This is a genomic window from Hoylesella timonensis 4401737 = DSM 22865 = JCM 15640 (assembly GCF_000455445.1).
In the GTDB taxonomy this organism is placed as follows: domain Bacteria; phylum Bacteroidota; class Bacteroidia; order Bacteroidales; family Bacteroidaceae; genus Prevotella; species Prevotella timonensis.
Map to the genome: position 1 here is coordinate 327,975 of NZ_HG417091.1, position 18,471 is coordinate 346,445.

At 40.6% G+C, this 18,471-nt stretch carries 9 protein-coding genes and 2 tRNA genes; 5 read left to right on the top strand and 6 right to left on the bottom strand.

Going from position 1 to position 18,471, the window contains the following annotated elements; all coding sequences use genetic code 11:
* Positions 1–575: 575 nt before the first annotated feature.
* From BN35_RS03415 to BN35_RS03430, 4 genes are all read right to left on the bottom strand, one after another.
* A complete protein-coding gene (locus BN35_RS03415; protein WP_234396789.1) occupies positions 576–2,267 on the bottom strand; it encodes a C10 family peptidase in 1,692 nt (563 codons plus the stop codon).
* 122 nt (positions 2,268–2,389) lie between these two features.
* Complete coding sequence (locus tag BN35_RS03420; protein ID WP_028901036.1) at positions 2,390–3,244, bottom strand: hypothetical protein; 855 nt, start codon at positions 3,242–3,244, stop codon at positions 2,390–2,392.
* Positions 3,245–3,271: 27 nt separating this feature from the next.
* Positions 3,272–4,879, bottom strand: coding sequence for a RagB/SusD family nutrient uptake outer membrane protein (locus BN35_RS03425; RefSeq protein ID WP_025073044.1), 1,608 nt, complete (start codon positions 4,877–4,879; stop codon positions 3,272–3,274).
* 18 nt (positions 4,880–4,897) lie between these two features.
* Entirely contained in the window at positions 4,898–8,128 is a 3,231-nt protein-coding gene (locus tag BN35_RS03430; RefSeq protein ID WP_025073043.1) for a SusC/RagA family TonB-linked outer membrane protein, read from the bottom strand.
* 363 nt (positions 8,129–8,491) lie between these two features.
* Here BN35_RS03430 and BN35_RS03440 point away from each other — a divergent pair, with 363 nt between their 5' ends.
* The gene (locus BN35_RS03440) at positions 8,492–10,102 is read left to right on the top strand and encodes an NAD(P)/FAD-dependent oxidoreductase (RefSeq protein WP_025073041.1); all 1,611 of its coding nucleotides are present in this window, start codon (positions 8,492–8,494) and stop codon (positions 10,100–10,102) included.
* Between the two features lie 152 nt (positions 10,103–10,254).
* Here BN35_RS03440 and BN35_RS03445 read toward each other — a convergent pair whose 3' ends face one another.
* On the bottom strand, positions 10,255–11,430 hold the full coding sequence (locus BN35_RS03445) for a hypothetical protein (RefSeq protein WP_025073040.1): 1,176 nt from the start codon (positions 11,428–11,430) through the stop codon (positions 10,255–10,257).
* Positions 11,431–11,795: 365 nt separating this feature from the next.
* On the opposite strand from BN35_RS03445, the gene BN35_RS03450 reads away from it, so the two are divergent.
* From BN35_RS03450 to BN35_RS03465, 4 genes are all read left to right on the top strand, one after another.
* On the top strand, positions 11,796–12,134 hold the full coding sequence (locus tag BN35_RS03450) for a type II toxin-antitoxin system RelE/ParE family toxin (protein WP_025073039.1): 339 nt from the start codon (positions 11,796–11,798) through the stop codon (positions 12,132–12,134).
* Positions 12,135–12,139: 5 nt separating this feature from the next.
* On the top strand, positions 12,140–12,478 hold the full coding sequence (locus tag BN35_RS03455; RefSeq protein ID WP_025073038.1) for a helix-turn-helix domain-containing protein: 339 nt from the start codon (positions 12,140–12,142) through the stop codon (positions 12,476–12,478).
* Between the two features lie 1,076 nt (positions 12,479–13,554).
* Positions 13,555–13,631, top strand: a tRNA-Asp gene (locus BN35_RS03460).
* A 28-nt stretch (positions 13,632–13,659) separates the two neighbouring features.
* Positions 13,660–13,733: transfer RNA gene (locus BN35_RS03465), tRNA-Asp, on the top strand.
* Positions 13,734–13,969: 236 nt separating this feature from the next.
* Here BN35_RS03465 and BN35_RS03470 read toward each other — a convergent pair.
* Complete coding sequence (locus BN35_RS03470) at positions 13,970–18,232, bottom strand: endo-beta-N-acetylglucosaminidase (protein WP_028901035.1); 4,263 nt, start codon at positions 18,230–18,232, stop codon at positions 13,970–13,972.
* Positions 18,233–18,471 lie beyond the last annotated feature (239 nt).

The following is an 18,471-nucleotide window of genomic DNA, read 5'->3' on the forward strand; positions in this document are numbered from 1 at the left end:
TTAAAGCATTGTTCTAAGCTAACAATTTGCATGCTTTAATGCCGCTGAAGCATGTGAATAACACCTCTAATACATGGTTCCAAGGGCGTTAAGTCAATGTTCTAACTTGAAAAGTCGTCTATTTTGAGAAAATCAGCCCATTTTTGTTGAGTGTCTGCCTATTGATTTTTTCTATTTTGAAGATTTTCAATGGTCGATTTTTGGTAAAATTACAGGACAAAATTATACTTTTTGAAGTGCTTTCGTTGGTTCTGATATGACCCCAATACTAAAATTGAGAAAAAAAATAGAGCATTGGATTAATGTTGCGATCTAATGCTCTAAGGGTTTTATTTCAATGGGTTAAGACTGTTAAGGCTGGTTCTATAAATTAGCTTTGTTAGATTTTGAGCTTATTTTTGAGGTCAAAATGCAAGAGAGTGAAGGAGTGTAGCGAGCTACACGACTGAACGAACTTACATTTTGAACTAAAAAGAAGCCAAAAGATAATAAAACGTATTTCATAAAAATTTAATGACTATATGCGGTGGTAATTTATAGAACCAGCTTTAATCCATTGAGTTGTGCTTTGTGGGTTATCTGACCACCTTTGTCGTCTTTGCTCCTTGCTTTATAATGAAGATGCCATGTGTGGGCAGTTGGCTTATTGAGAAGGCGGCTGCGGGTAGTTGCAATAGCTTGTGACCTTGCAAGTCGTACACGCGAATGGGTACTTCGGCATCGCTTACCGTAGGTGCCTCGATGGCTGTTACCCAGTCGTAATTGGTGCGGTTGATCTTGCTCTTTTTTTTGATGGCGCCATTGTCGATTTTGATCACCACACTATTGGTTTTGCCATACTCTGATCTTACCACTTGCCAGTTGGCATCGCGTTCATCTTTGAATCTTAGGTAGATTTGATAATCGCCATCGGGCAGGTCGGCAGGAATGATTACTCTCGGCCAAGAAATTGCCCTCCAGTAGCTGTCTTTTTCTTGATAAGAAGTGGTGACTAAGTCGCGTTGTTGTCCATTGCCTTCGATGACCAGTGCCAGTGTACCGTTGACCGGGGTGCTGCTCACGTTCCAAACCTCCGCCACGCCCATGCTGATAGCTCGTTTAGAGAGTTCGTTGATGGTGAGCTGGTTGCCGTAATGCAGAGTGAGGTGACTCATCCATGCTCCTTGTTGTTCGGGCTGAATGCCAACAATCATGTCTTGTTTGTAACTGTAGTCGCCATTGCCTTTAGGGGTGAGGATGCCGATATCAAAATAGCCATCCTCAAAGCCTCCCCAGCCCCAGTTGACATGTACTTTTCCTTCTGCATTATAACCATCAATTACAAAAGCGTGACCGTTTTCCCCTTTCGAGTCGTTGCCCGAATAGTAAATGGGGCGTTGCTCAGACAATTCTTTATACACCATGTCCATCCACTCTTGCTCTGAATAATAGTTGCGTGTGTAGCGGTTCATGTTGGGGTTGTAGCCGAAATTATTGATAAATGCGTTTTGTGCCGACATGGTGTTTGAGGAACTGAAGCCTGGTTTATAATCCATATTGACGGAGATGCCCACCTGTCGCATCAACTCTGACACAGCTTTCGCCTCTTCGTCAGTGTATTTTCCTTTTTTATAAACAGACAGCATCTTGTCCCACTGATAAGGAGAAGCGGAAAAGTCGGCGGAGAGCGTCTCACCGTTCATAGAATATGTGTTCGACCCTTTGCCCACCGTGGGATACTTGTGATAGCGCATTATCTGCGTCATGGCAATAGCTACGCATCCCACTAAGTAAGGGTTGCCGTTAGCATCCTTTTGTATGTCGTTGTTATACGGTGCCTCCTGATGCCATTTGGTCTCTATGAGTGAATCTACATGGTTGGGTAGGGGCGCTGATGGTGCGATGGAACCACTGTAGCCCTGACCGTTGGCTATACGCGAGGCTATGGCTGCGTTGGCTGCCCGTAAGTACCATTGAAAGGAGGGATTGATGTTTGTGTCGTTGGTATATGGCTTGTTTGATACACCGACAACGGCTTCAATGGCATCGTCGTTTGCCAATACCACGAAACCCACATGGCGGTTGCCAATCACTGTTAAGTCTGACAGTTGTTGAAGCATTTCCATGTTGCTAATATTTGTGGCTCTCGTATCTTCGACAGTCGTAGATACAGAAAGTTCTCGAGCAGCGATGGCTCTGAGTTGTGCCATGGTGCGGGGCTTTGCTGATGCCGATAGGGTGAGCAACAAGGTAAGGAAAAAAGTAGTAAATAATTTGAATCTCATCATATACATATTTGTTAAAGTAGATAGAAAAACCCAATGGGCATTGGCGAGAGTTCTCCCACCGCCCATTGGGTTGTAATTGACGACAACACAGTGCGTGTTATCTTTTTATTGTTCGCTCATTTTTAGTCCAAAAGCCCAATCCATTCTGCTTGTTGATTGTTGATCCACCAACCAAAATCGGGTGAGTACCAGTGGAACCATAGTTCGAAAGTATCATCTTCCGGATGATATTTGCCACATTCGTCTTTGGTCAAAGCGTCAATGTCTGCCTTCTTCCACAATTCACCACTATCAGGAAACCACAATCCTACAATCCAAAAATCTTTTAATCCAGCATCATTCCAATTCTGTCGATGAATATATTGTGGCTTCATGTGTAAGAATCCTTTTTCATCTTTCCAAAATGTAATGTTGCTCAAATCACTGTCAATCCAATTAGCCTTGAAATGTTGCCCTCTGATAGTGAACGTATTTTTTGGACATTCCATGATTTCTACGTCTTTGAATGTGTAATCATAGAACCAACTTTGCCAATTTGCACTATGTTTTGTGTACCTATTGACCGTTATATTCACCTTTGTACTTGCATAATTATAGGCATTTTCATCAGCTACTTTGATAGTTACTTGTTCAGATGTTGTAGGTTTCATGTCAAAATTTATCTTGACAAGTTTCGATTTTTCACCAGCCTTAAAGTCAATACTCTGTGGTACTTTGAATTTATCGTTATCTGAAACAAGTTTTATAGAACCAGCTGCGGATTTATCAGGTCGAACAACGTTCACTTCTAATGTTTGTGACATACTGTTTTCTAAGTATATGACATTAGAATTTGTTAATAAAAAAGCTTGTTCAGTTTCTGGCTTTCCTGCGGTTAATGTTGCAGGCTCGTATTCATACTCTTCTACACAAGATGCGCACAATGTAACGCATATAAATAGGAGTATGGCTCTTAACGTATGATATGTCTTTTTCATAATTGCTATAATTTTGTATTGATGGCGTTATTCTCCAATCCAAGGACTGTATTTTTCTGATGGATCTGGATTGTTTTGATCTCGTAAAATAGGATTGGACATAATCTCTTGGTCAACGATAACAAAGTTCATCCATGCAGGTCTACCGTTACTGTTCAGTCTTACTTCGGGTACAAAGTTAGTACCGGGATAGCCTCTTGTCACAGAATAGTTTAATCGCTTGATGTCGAAGAATGATTGTCCTTCGCCCCAAAGTTCAACACGCTTTTGAAAAACGATTTCCTCGACAAGGTCATCTTGTGTCTTTGCTTTGCATTCGTATTTGTCATTACGTGTCTTCATGAATTGTTCTAACAGCTTTTTACCTTCTGCAAGGTTTTGGTGTGCAGCTGCTTCTGCTTCGATGAAATACATTTCTTCTACGCGCATCATAGGATATGCTGAGGCTTGTCCTACCTTAAAGCTTTTATCATCACCTTTGTTGGGACGGAATTTTAAGGAAGCATAGGCAGGGAGTTTCTCTTTGTATGTTGCATTTAGAAATGGCACTTGATTGTAAAGCGGTGAGCCTTCAGGAGCTTTAAATTCCAGTTTGCGCCAATCGTTGTTACTGATGCGGTCATAAACACTTCTGCCAATCATTTGGGTAGCGCCCTTTGCAGTGTATCCATATTGCACTTCGTTCGACATCCAACTGGTCCAGTTATTCCATTCGCTTTCCAAGCCAGCATCTTGATCTGTATATTGCACACCCCACATCCATTTGGAAATGTCATTGAAACCCTTATTGATGTCCAAGCAATCTTCTTTTGTCATGATAGGTACACCACTTTTTTCTATGGCTAATCGTGCATACTTCTGGGCATTGGGATAATCTTCGAGCCACATGTAAAGACGTGCGCGTAGCCCCTCAACACATGCCATGTTTGGGAATGTGTTTCCTTTTGTGTCGGTTACATATTTCATGTATTTTTCGGCTTGGTCTAAATCTTCTTTGATAAACTTCACCATGTCTTCTTTCTTCGCACGTGGATTGTTAGCCATTTGCTGTTGATCCATTCCTGCTTTTACGATAGGAACAGTGAGACCTGTAATATCTTTGCCAGTGTCACTTTTACCTACCGTTTTATCATTGGGTAAAAACTCGTACATTCGTGCTAAATCCAAGTAAATCATCGCACGATTTGCATAAGCTATGGCTAAAGCACCCTTTTGAAAATCGGTAGCCTTTTCAGGATCTACCAGTCCAATAACATTGTTTGTGGTGAGTACATATTGGTATTGCCATTCCCATATAAATTGTGTTACAGCCCATGGAGCACCAATTTCTTTGCAATCGGTCCAAAACCAGAACCAATCCCAGTTTTGGTAGGATAGGGTTGCTATGTCGGCTGTCATTGCATCTCTAACGTGCATAATTGCACCATATCCCCATGAATATGGATCGCTGTAGATACTCTTAGCTTGAGTTGTAATGGCACCCACAAGGTTTTCAGTTGCATTTGCTGAGCTCTGTACCTGCTTCTGTGTTGCCACATCTGTAGGAAATGTTTCTTGTAAACATCCAGATAGCAGAGTGCTACTTGCTATTGCTCCAATAATAGGAACAATTTTCAATATATTTTTCATTTTCATAGTTCTTAGGTTTTATAATTAGAAGGTTATAGAAACACCACCAGATATTGTACGAATAGGCGAATAACTTGCATTACCAGCACCACCATCAATGTATTGACGTGGATCTAATCCTTGGCGTTTTGACCACAACCAAATATTGTCACCAACAGCATATATTCTCATCTTCTCTAATCCCAATAGAGTAGTAATTCTATTTGGCAGTGTGTAGCCTAATGTGATGTTTTGCAAGCATAAATAGCTACCATTTATCAAGAATCTGTCGGATAATTTATTTGCATTTACGTCACCGTATTGTAGTCGTGGAATATCTGTATTTTTATTTTGAGGCGTCCAAGCGTTCAGCAAATCGGCATGCATTTGTGCGCCACGGTTCATATTCATTGCGCTAATATAAGCACCGTCTAATACGTTTCCACCAATTTGATAGTTGAAGTCGATAGAGAGATCAAAGCCATAAGCATTCAAGCTGGTTCCAAAACCGCCATAGGCATCAGGCAAACTGGTGCCACATGTGTAGTACGATGCTTCTCCTGCATTGGTTGTCGTAATTTCTTTTTCTACAATATCGTTACCGTTTGCGTCTTTTACAATTTGATTTTTATCATCAGTCTTGTATATCTTCTTGTAATATAGAGCCTCACCTGTATTCTGATCTACGCCAGCATATTTATAAAGTCGCCAGGTGTAGATAGGCAATCCCTCACCATAAAAATAGGATTCGCTGTTATATCCCCGAACACCATCAATCTCGCTATTCTTTCGGTTGTCTGCTAAACGTGTAATCTTATTTTTATAAGTTGTAAAGTTCACATTGGCACTCCATGTAATGTCCTTTGTGCGAATGATGTCTCCATTAAGGTCAATTTCTAAACCGCTATTGCGCATATCGCCCACGTTATTGTAATAACCAGCAAAACCTGTGGAGCCAGGAGTCTTTACCCATGATAGCATATCGGTTGTGGTGCGATAGAAATATTCGATGTCACCGCTAAGTCTCCCATTCCAAAGCGAAAACTCAATACCAGTGTTCATGTTTCCACCCTTTTCCCATGTAATCTTGTCATTACCTAAAGAGTTTGGAGTTAAAGAAACTTCACCATTCGAATTTTCTATGTTGTATGTCGTTGTGTAACGGAATGAGCCAATACGGTCGTTACCTTGCTCGCCGTAAGAAATCTTAAATTTAAGTAAGTCAACGATTTTACTATCAAACCATTTTTCTTGATTGATATTCCATGCGCCACCAAGTGACCAAAAGTTACCCCAGCGATGATCGGGATGGAAACGTGAAGAACCGTCACGGCGATAAGAAACCGATGTGAAGTATCTTCCTTCGTAGTTGTATTGTGCGCGTCCAAACCAGCCTTCTGTATTATAATCGCTGGCATATGAACCACTTTGACCTACCTGTACTGCTTGATCAAGTTCTACGCTCTCGTTAGAGAACGTTTTGAGCTTGTCTGCGCTCAACTCTTCATAATGACTTCTAAAGTATTCATGTCCCAGCATTACTTCTACATCGTGTGCATCAAACACATGATGATAATTCAATAACTGTTGCAAGTTGTACGTCCATGTACGGTCGTGTTTCTTAAATATATGTCCTTTTTGCGATGCAGTTTCACCAAACCAAGGATTGTATGTTGTAGTGCCTCGATATTCACCGATTAAAGCACTATTAGACGATGTGAACTTAAAATCTTTCAAGAATCTAATTTCGGCTGTTCCCGCAGCAGTAGCGTTGTGTCCAATACCGCCATTATGGTTAATTTGGCTATCGTTCAAAGGGTTACCGTCTTTCATAAACTGCCTGGTAAGTCCAAGTACAGCTCCGTTACCATAGTCAACTTCTGGTAAATTTGTATTTTGATTAATAAGAACATTGCCTTCAGCGTCACGGATATACAATGGATAAATAGGTGCCATTTGTGCCATTGCAAACAGGTTGGTAGGTGTGTTGCTTTTACCATCGTTTCGCAAAGAGTTCGTTTCATAGTGTGAGTAGCTGAAGTTTCCGAACAATTTCAGCCAAGTTTTCATTTGATAGTCTGCTTTCAAACGAGATGAGAAACGAGAATAATCAGAACCTGGTGTAATACCATCAATCTTTAGGTAGCTGGCTGAGCCGAAGAAACTACTCTTATCAGTGGAACCGTTGGCTGTCATCGAATATTCTTGTCGAACACCTGTTCTAAAAGATTCTTTCATCCAATCATCAGGCATCAACATATATTTTTTCCCATTGTTCTCAATAACTCTGCCCAAGGTGGCATGTGGATTTAATTTAAGGTTTCGTCCTATCATCCATTCTCCTTCAGGAACGTTATAAACATTGTATCCCAAGCTGTATGAGTTATCAGGATTCGGGTCTACAAGGTTTTGGTTTGCCCAACCAAGCGCCTGATCTTGACTCATGTTAAGCTTGTTTACTGCATAATTGTAAAGTCCATTAAAATAAAGCTCGTAATATCCAGCAGGATTGTTTACGTAATTGTGAAGTGGCATTTGTTTGCTGTTTGCTCCTACTTTTGCGTCAACAGTAATGGAGGAACGTCCTTTGCGTCCGTTCTTGGTAGTGATAAGTATCACACCATTGGCACCACGAGCACCATACAAAGCAGCGGATGCAGCATCTTTCAGCACCGTTTGGCTTTCTATTTCTTGTGGGTTGATTAAGTTAAGATTGCCATCGTAGGGTGCACCATCTAAAATAATTAGTGGAGCATTGCCTGCATTAATGGAGCTGATACCACGTATACGAATAGCTGACGTACTACCTGGTGCACCTGAGCTGCTAACCATTTGAACACCTGCAACTTTTCCTTTCATAGCTTCAATAGGGTTCGTGCTTTGAACCTTGGTAAGGTCATCGCTTTCTAATACTTTAGCCGAACCAGTAAAGGCTGATTTCTTAGCAGTACCATACGCCACAACAATCACTTCGTCAATGCTTTTCTGTACCGGAATCATGACAATGCGCATGTTACTTTTCGCAGTTACATCTTGTGACTCCATTCCAACGTACGAGATACGTAGCGTCTTTCTGCCTTGTGGCAGGGTTAGCTTAAACTTACCGTCAATGTCCGAGATAGCTCCTGTGCCAGAACCAACAACTTGAATGGTAGCTCCCACAATGGGTTGTCCATCCTCTTTTGAAATAATGGTTCCTGACACATCTGTTTGTGCAAATGCAGTTCCTATCATGAAGAGAAGGAACGACATCATCAAGAATAATCGTCTTTTCATATTTATAGAATTAGGTTAAAACATTAATTTGTTTCAGTTTTGCCTGCATCGTTATAGCAGGGTGTGCGTAGTTCACGATAGTCTATTTGTTTTCGTCAACCAATAGCACCGATGTCTTCTTCATAGTTTTTTTGAAAAAATCTCTGCAAATATATCAATTCTATTTTAAGAAACCAAATAAATAAAAGGAAAATATTTATGTTATTTTCATCAAAGTCATGTATTCCATTGAGTTTCACGAGCTTCTTCTGTCTACTTATCACATCAATTATAAAGAAATGTACGTCAACTCTGCCCAAAAAGCTAAAAAAAGGTTACTTTTGTCAATGAACTTTTGTCATTAAACATTTTATATCAGCCGTTATGATTCAAGAATATCAAATAAGAATATTGCCACACCTTGCCGCTTCTCAAGAGTCTATCATTGGATTTTTGGCTAAAGAAAAAGGCATAGACGCCCGAACAATCAAACATGTACGTGTGCTGAAACGCTCTATCGATGCTCGCCAACGTACAGTTTTTGTCAATCTGAAGGTGCGTGTCTTTATCAATGAAGAGCCTGAGGAGGAGGATTTTGTTCGAACCAACTATCCTGATGTTTCGCAACGTCCACGGGTTGTCGTGGTGGGAGCAGGACCTGGAGGACTGTTTGCTGCTTTAAGACTCGTTGAAGAGGGATTGTGTCCAATCGTCTTGGAGCGAGGGAAAGATGTTCGTGAACGTAAAAAAGACTTGGCACAGATTGCCAAAACACAACAGGTGGATGCAGAAAGTAATTACTGTTTTGGTGAAGGAGGAGCTGGAGCTTATTCGGACGGTAAGCTATATACACGGTCAAAGAAGCGCGGAAGCGTTGATAAGATTTTGAATGTTTTTTGCCAGCATGGTGCTTCTACTGCTATTTTGGCTGACGCTCATCCGCATATTGGGACGGACAAGCTGCCCAAGGTGATTGAAAACATGCGCCATACCATTTTGAAAAGTGGGGGAGAAGTGCATTTTCAAACGAAGATGACATCGTTACAAGTTTCTCCACACGATAGTCAAGTCGTTGGTGTTGAAGCTATCGACCTGCCAACTGGTCGGCAACTCACTTTTCAAGGACCTGTAATTTTGGCGACAGGACATAGCGCACGTGATGTATATCGCTATTTAGACAAGCAGCATATCGAGATAGAACCTAAGGCTTTGGCTGTAGGTGTGCGGTTGGAACATCCGTCAATGCTCATCGATCAGATACAATATCACCAAAAACAAGGCAGGGGAAAATATCTACCAGCTGTCGAATATTCATTTGTGTGCCAAGCACAAGAGCGCGGTGTATATTCATTTTGTATGTGTCCCGGTGGCTTTGTGATACCCGCAGCGACGGGACCGCAGCAAATAGTAGTGAATGGGATGAGTCCCAGCAATCGAGGTACTAAATGGTCTAACTCGGGGATGGTGGTAGAATTGCATCCAGAAGATGTGAAAAGTCATGATATGCTTACGCCTATGGACGATGAACCCATCTCTGATAAGCTCATCATGATGCAATTTCAGGAGCAGTTGGAACGACATTGTTGGCAGCAAGGCAATATGAAACAAACCGCTCCTGCACAGCGAATGGCAGACTTTGTCAATAACAGGCTGTCGTTTGATTTGCCTTCATCGAGCTATGCACCTGGACTCATCAGTAGTCCGTTGCACTTTTGGATGCCACCTTTCATCGTGAAGCGTTTGCAAGAAGCGTTCCGAGTGTTTGGCAAGCGTAGTCATGGATTCTTAACAAATGAGGCTGTGCTGATAGCTACGGAAACTCGAACCTCATCACCTGTCCGCATTCTGCGTCATCCCGATAGCTTGCAGCATGTGCGCATGCAAGGTTTGTTCCCTTGTGGTGAGGGAGCAGGATATGCAGGTGGCATCGTCTCGGCTGCCATTGATGGCGAGCGATGTGCGGAGCAATGTGCGGAAATGCTGCGTAACGCATAGTGTATAGTGTCCCGACAGTTCATCATTCTCGAGACATAGATAATGGCAAGCTCTCTCCTGAGCCACTCATGGAGAGTTGAGGAAAATATAAAGCAACAGCCCTGTCACGATTTGTTGGCAGGGCTGTCTATAATATATATAAGGTGTAAAGGTTATCGATTGATAAATTTCTTTCCGTTTTGTATCACAACACCCTTATATTCCTTGCCAACACGCTGTCCAGCCAAGTTGTACATAGGCGCGTGGTCATTGATAGCACTGTCGATTTGGTTAACGGTGTCAATGCCCGTAGTTTTTTCAATTTTGATGATATTGATTTGTGGTTGACCTCTGTACAAGCTTACAATACCCTTTACTGTTTGATTCTGCACGCCATCAAATGAAGAAAGATCCTTGTAGGCATCCAAGTGAAAACCGTTATACAGTTGAATCTTTTGATCTCCAACGTGGGCGTAGTAGTTGGTGTACTTTCCAGATTTTTCACTCTGTATGGTTACTCCTTCTACTTGTACCAAGTCAGAGAGGTTCTCGCCTGCCTTGTCGGGCGTGATGACCTTTGGTTTTGCTGGTGTACCATCAGTGATGGTCAACCCGTCAGCGTTGGTTTTATCGGTTTTCACACCTTCGGGCAGTCCATTAAAATCTTTTAGTTCCAAGGTTACTTCACCGTTCAATATCTTGTTTTCTTCGAGGGTTAATCCGCTATTGTATAACAACAAGGCACCTGTAGCGTCATGGATGTAAGTGCTGGTGTTGCCATTGTTGCTGGTCCATGTGTAGAGTACTTGTGCATTGTCCAATTTTAATTGAGCGGTAGTACCGTCAGATAATGCCTTAAATGCTGCAATGTTATCTACTGTTTGTACTTCAGGGGTAGGAGTAACAGCTCCACCTTCTAAGGTAACCACTACTTTATAGGCACGCACTTGTTTCGTAGTCTTAAAAGTGATAGAAGTAGCTTTACCTGTCCATGTAGCTGTTTCTTTGGTAATTACCAGGCCTTCTTGTGTAGCAAAGTTGTATGCTGCATGTCTTTTATCGCCTGAGCAGGTCATCTCGACTTTTACAATATTTTTGTCAGCCGCAGATAGGGTTACGCTTGAACTGGCATAGAAACGGTATTCTCCTTTCTTTGTACTCTTATTAGTGGCTGCAAATGCAGCATTTGTGCACGAAAGGGTGACACCGTCTTTGCTTACTTGGTCAGGTTTTCCATTTCCTGTTTGTGTTCCTTTGTCTACATTTGCGTCAAATGTCACTTGTGCAAAGGTGATGCTGCTTATCAAAGCGAGCAAACTCATTACTGAAATGCGTAAAATTTTGTTCATACTATTATGTTTTAAATGAATAATAAAAAGTTCCTATCGCAAAGATACTAAATATTGTCCTACGTTTTAAGATTGCAATGTTAAATCTTTGTGACAATTCTGTATGTTTTTTAAGTAAAAACACGAGTATGTTAAATTTTGTAGTTTTTTCGTTCAAAAATTTGTTTTTATCAATTATAAAAGGTATATTTGTCTCATATTTTTAGATTTCGAGTTTTACGAAATCATCCCTCGAGGTTGGTAGCATCCTGCACCAACCTCTTTTTGAATGGTTAAAAATAATCCGCTGCCGTACAAAATACGTTTGAATGTTTCTTGTTTTGTAAACAAAATACTATCTTTGCATTTGCAAACAACCAGCATATATGGTAACATTTCAACTTGTATTATTAGAAGAAGCAAAGAAATTTCTCCAAAATCTACCAAAACCTGCGTATAGAAAGATAATCTATAACGTGGATAGAGTATTAAGAGGAGAAAGGAATAGCGAACTTTTCAAAAAATTAGATAACTCTGATATTTGGGAATTTCGCACTCTTTATAACGGGATAGCTTACCGCCTGTTTGCCTTTTGGGACACAGATACACAGACGTTAGTTATAGTTACACACGGAATAATAAAGAAAACACAAAAGACTCCAAAAAAGGAGATTGCGAAGGCGGAAGCCATAATGAAACAATACTTCGAACTTAAAAACAAATAGACGGTATGGAACAGATAGGTAACATGAAACTTTATTCCTTCGAGGAAGTGAAAGACGAACTTTTAGGTAAGGAGGGAACTCCTGAAAGAGACGAACACGAACGTAAGGTAGAGACAGCATTACATGCTTACAGAATTGGGGAAGCGATAAAGAAAGCAAGGGTTGAACAGAATCTCACCCAAGAAGAATTGGGAGAGCGAATAGGTGTGAAGCGTGCTCAAATTTCAAGATTGGAGAAAGGCTACAGTATCAGTATACCAACCATGAGCAAGGTGTTCAAGGCTCTTGGAGTATCAACAGCCTCACTTGATTTAGGGAAAATTGGCAAGATTGCTCTTTGGTAAATATGGTATGAAAACAATTCGCTCCACCTTTCGTGATATAAATCCTGTTTGACGGCTTTCCCTCATCTCTTTCCTGACACTACAGCATCTTGAAATTCTGATGTGGAATACACTACTGTTGCATTTTTCGCATGATCGAAAGTTATAGAATATTCATTGTTTTCATAAAGTTAGATGCCAATATTTTATTGATGCTTGATGCAGTCTTTGTGCTTCTTGAATCGTTTCTACATGAAATTAGTGTTAGAAATAGTACAGATAATAGATACTCTATTTTTTATTGTTTTGTTAGTCGTTAACCATGTAGCGGTAGGAAATGATATTTTTTTAAGAAAGAATAGCAAGATGGCTTAAATGTATTGATTCGTGTGCTTCATAGGACACTTCTTTTTCCTTTGGGCTCTTCCATTGAAGAGTGATATTTTGACAACTAAAAACGCTAATAAAGTAGCGTATGTAGCATCGGTGGTACGCTACAAGTAAGACATATAAATGCTGAATTTTCTTTACAAAGTGCCTCTCATAACTCGCGTGTAAACAACCAACGGTAAAGTTGGTCGCAAATACGCAAGTTATGAGCGATGTTTATAATCTGTTGTTATTGAATATGTTACGCCTATTCCGTATCTTTTCATTCCATTTTTTCCCCCTTTTTTGGCAGCTAACCCATTGAGATAAGCTTACTATTTGCATGCTTTAATGTTGCTGAAGCATGTGAATAACACCTCTATTGTATGTTTCCAAGACCGTTCAATCAATGTTTCAACTTAAAAAGACATCTTTTTTGGTAAAATCAGCCCATTTTTGTCCATCGTTTGCCTATTGATTTTTTCTATTTTGAAGATTTTAGATGGCCGATTTTTGGTAAATTAATAGGACAAAAATATAACAGTTGCTTTAATTCAAGAAGATAAAGTACACTGAATGGTAGACAATGATGTCTATTGCAGAAATACTCTCGGCACTTTCGTTGTTAATAAATATTAATTAAAATAGAAATACGAAAGAGTATGAAGCACTTTAAATAAAAAGTATTACCTTTGCATCCGCAAAACAGAATTGACTTCCGGTTCATTGGTGCGTTAGTTCAGTTGGTTAGAATGCCTGCCTGTCACGCAGGAGGTCACGAGTTCGAGTCTCGTACGCACCGCCAACAAACCGTTCAATTTGTCTGTCGCTTTGGTGCGTTAGTTCAGTTGGTTAGAATGCCTGCCTGTCACGCAGGAGGTCACGAGTTCGAGTCTCGTACGCACCGCTTCAATACTCTAATTAATACAGAGTTGTTGTCTAAAGAATAAAAAAGATGTGCCTTACTTTTGGGTACATCTTTTTTAAATTCTACATTCCACACATCCTTGCCAAACAGAAAAGACCATATCCAACCGAGTAACAGATTTGGATATGGCCTTTGATTATTGTGATGATGTCATTCAACACCCTTTGTAAGAGATGTTCCTTTTATTACATCATCCTACTAAAAATATTTACATTCTACTTGATAAAAACTTTTTTAGTTGTTCCGTCTGCAAACTTAATGATATTGAAACCTTTGGTTGGTACTTGAAGCTTCATACCATAGAGATTGTAGATACCGACAATATGAGTTGACGTTGTATTCTTGATTTCTTTCAAACCTGTTGAAACGGGAAGACCAAATTTAGATATAGCAAGTATCGTACCATATTGTCCATTGGAGAATTCACGGAAAGTAAGACCTTTGACTTTTTTGTTTTTGTCTATTCCATCATATTCGTATTCAAATACTCGGAAATCATTTCTGAAATCAAATTCATCAAGCTCCGCTTCTCCGTACTCATAATCCTTTGCCATAATACGTCCTAAACCACCAACAGCAGTCATATTGTCATCATATCCATACCAATCTACGGCATTCATATTATATTCATCACCAGCAGTTCCATCTTCATAAATCGGTGCAACCATGATGTCGTTATTCCCTCCACCAGTACTGGTATACAGCACATAGATACGTTCTGCCTCCTCTGGCTGATTGAATAGGATAGTCTTCTTCTTATATAACTCATCGATAACCAATGCATTATTCTGATCAAATGGTGCAAGTTTGAAAACATTACCATTCTTTGTTGTAATCATGCGGTTGGCACCAACCAAGTGCCCACCCTCATCACGTTCTATATCAGTGGTATAGAAGGTCCAGCCGTTAGCATCTACTGTTTTGGTGACGTGCTTATCAGCGGGCAGCGCTTCTACAATGACGTCTCCATTCCAGCCTTCTTTTACTTCTACAGGGATGCAAGTAGCCACAGCTTCTTTGTTTTGCTCGAAGGCTTCCACTTCAGACAAAGAAGGATAGAACAACGGATTGAGCGTACAAACAATAGCCAGCTCTCTGGCTGTTACATATTCAGGTAACATGTATTCTAATTCAGATACCTTTCCGATATTCTCGAAAGTGTGGATAGTTGTCCATCCTCTGCTGCCATCGTCACTTACACGTATTTCTATCTTGTTGTTTACACAACCTTCTACATCATTATCATCTTTCCCCTGATTGTTGCTCGGTATGTGTATTTTAATCTTCGATATATTCCATGCCATGTCATTAGAGAACACAGCCCAGAAGTCACGTTCATGTTTTGAAGGATTCTCAACCATGCCGCAAGCCTCTTTCAAGAGGTCACCATCCGTCAAGGCGGTAGTTGTATATTTCTTAACAGGAGCATTGTACACATAGCCATCAGGATATTGCAACAAATTAGCAGACAATCCAGCTAAAGCGTTGACAGCCTTAGGATCATCAATGATAACCTTCACAGTCTTTTCCTTATATGAAGAACCATTGTGTACCATGAACTTCAAGGATGATACTCCCATATTTTTACCAGTAGTGACAGGCACTGTAAAAGTATGCGCATTCTTGTCCTCTACAGGTTCACCTAACACCAAGTCAGTACTTGAAGATTCTACTTTACAATAGAATTGGTCTTGGCGCTCCTCTCCATTCATGTCATAAGTTAATACTACCTGATGAGTACCAGAAACGTTCATTCTCACCTCGTTATCTGCACTAAGCTTAAGGTTAGAGTTGCTTACACCATACACCTCGAACTCCCATATACGCAATGTCATACCGTAGTCCGAATATGGATTCAATTTTACATACCTTGCAGTGGTAGGTACAATATAATCCTCCTTTATATTGTCACGCTCACGTCCTTGTTCGTCTACAAGCAGTTTCCAGTTGATGCCATCTTCACTCAAATAAACTCGATAATTGCCAAAGTTCTCATTGCTTTCTGGTCCTGACTTACAGTCAAATATCTTGAAGCCATATATACGGTAATCTCCCTGCAAGTCAATGACACATTCGTGCGTAGAGTTTATGTTACACCATTTGTTGTGGATGTCACGAGGATTGGTATCACCATCAATAATATTGCGAGGCGACTCAGCATCACCCGTTGCTCCACTATACGACTTGATAGTTTTGTAAAGAGCCACATTATTTACTTCCTGTATTTCATGCTCCTCCAATACATCGAATGCACACACCTCAGTACTTGATGTACCTGCGTCATTGGTAGCCTCCAACTTCACATTCTGTTTACCCACAGCCTTGGCTATAACAGTAATAGTGTTGTCGATCAGTTTGCTACCCTCTTTCAGCTCAAGCGTCTCAGGCAACGTCCATTTCCAACCAGTAGGTTTACCTGTACCCTTTGCTCTCAAAGTCACTTCTTCACCAACCTTCACAAAACTCTTACTTGGAGAGATGGTGACTACTGACAATTGCGCTGCAGGATAGTCAACGTCCAACTTTGCAGGAGCTTGTTCAGATCCGTCCTTCATCACGGGCACTACCTCTACCTCAACTTTCTTATCCTTGCCATTACGATCAAAAGTAGGAACATAGAATCCCTCACCACGTGTCTGCCCCACAAGTTTGTTCTCACCTGTTTCTGATTTCACATAGATATCAAAGTGATCTAAATCGGTATTTTCCTCCCAATACCATGTCAGACGAAGGTCTCCTTTATACTCTTCAAACTTAGTTCCATTACTTAAATTCGTAATAGACATTTGCTTTGGAACATAGTTGGCTGGTAACATGGCAATCTGTCCAATCGACAGCACATAATTGGGTTGTTCAACATTTGTTTTAAGATTGAGTGCAATCATATAGACAGTCTGACCGTTTAATGGTGACAAATCATACTCTGCCACAGTCCAACCATTCTCGTTGGCCTTAACAGGATTGTTCAAGGTCACCATTTGTCCGTCTATTTTACTCTCAACACCCAGCTTTACTTCTATCGTGTTGTCATCAGAACACTTATATACCAATTTGAATTTACCACCTTCCGTAACATCAATCTTGGTTTTATAAAGACGCATGAGGTGGTCACCCTGCGTTAACTTACCGCTGACAGTCATTGAATTGCTTACATTGTATGCATCTGCCCAATTAGTTGCCACTTTGAGGTCACCACGGTTTTCTATCCACCAACGCCATGTTGGCAACACACTTTGCATACCAGAGTGGTACCAATCTTGCGTAGCGAGTTTCTCACCTTTCACAAATCGATATTTTCCAATACCTACACTCATGTCTGATACAAAAGGCATCTGTTGTATAGCTGAGCGCTCGATGACACATCCCGACATACCTGGCCATGATGTATGCGTACCGTTATCGGTTATCTTTGACGGATCACCCAATCGGTTTACCCAAGTAGCTTCTTCGTTCATGAAAGTATACTGCATGGCTGTATATGCTTTCTGACCTTGATTGTTGGAAGTGTTCAACAAATCCTTGACATTATCTTTCCAGATACGTTCTTCTGGACAAAACAAATCAACCGAACCCGAATGGCCGTTCACATCAAAGACTTTCCTCAACTCATCGCCAAAGCCACACAAACCTGCATCTACACACTGAATACCTCCGTAGATTTTTGAGAAAATGTCTTCCTGCTTACAGCCAATCCTATCAGCATAGCTACGATAGTCGCCCACAGATCCATATTCCAAGAACTGAGACGTATTCTTGTGACTCGCCAAGATGCCAACGTTAGGTTGATGAGAAGCATTATACCATTGAATCTCCATCTGGGTGTCGCCAGCCTCATCAGCCACACGGTTAAACTCCTTGATAAATTCTGGCCAAGCTGTGGGGAAATATACAGCGGTTTCCTGATTGATAAACCAACCATCAAACCCCAAATACTTCGCTATTTCGTAAAGTTTAATTGCATAAATATATTTGCCATTCTCCTGTTTTAATAGCTCATACACCCACTCTGGATTTCCGCCATAGGTGTTAGGCGGAAAGAATATTTGTCCCAACACCTTTACGCCACTGGCATGAGCTGCATCGATAGAGCCAGCAGGTGGCGGTATGATAATTCCTTCAGATGCTGAACCTGCCCAATATACCAGTTTGTCCATATACTGCCAGTAGGTGGGCTGATATCCAACAAAGTTATTAGCTCCCTGTGAAGGACACAAACTACAGGTTGGAAAAAGTATGGAGGCGTTACAAACCTGCCCCTCGTAATACTGATTACGATTAGCCTTCATGGGCATCGGCTCTCTGAAGCGTGGAGCCAATGGTACCCTACTTCTATTAAACTTCGCATTAGGGTCAGTCTTAGGAGACCAATCCTTAATGTCTTTAGGATGCCAGCATCCACCGTATGGTTGCTGCGCCTTGACCGTTCCTAAGCATAACAAGGTAAGGAACGCCATTCCAAAAAGTCGTTTTACATTCATGATTTTTTTTGTTAATTGTTGTTTATCAATAGTTATATATTAAGAGTTATAGGTCTAAAATTCCATAAATAAGAAATATCTATTTATAGAACAAACAACAAGTAAATAATACTTAAGAATTTCTATGAAATTTCTTGCACAAACTTTTTTAACGAAAAATTTGGAAAAATGAACAAAACTCTCTACCTTTGCTACTGTTATTTACTATTTACGTTAAAAAATAATTATCCATCGCCTAT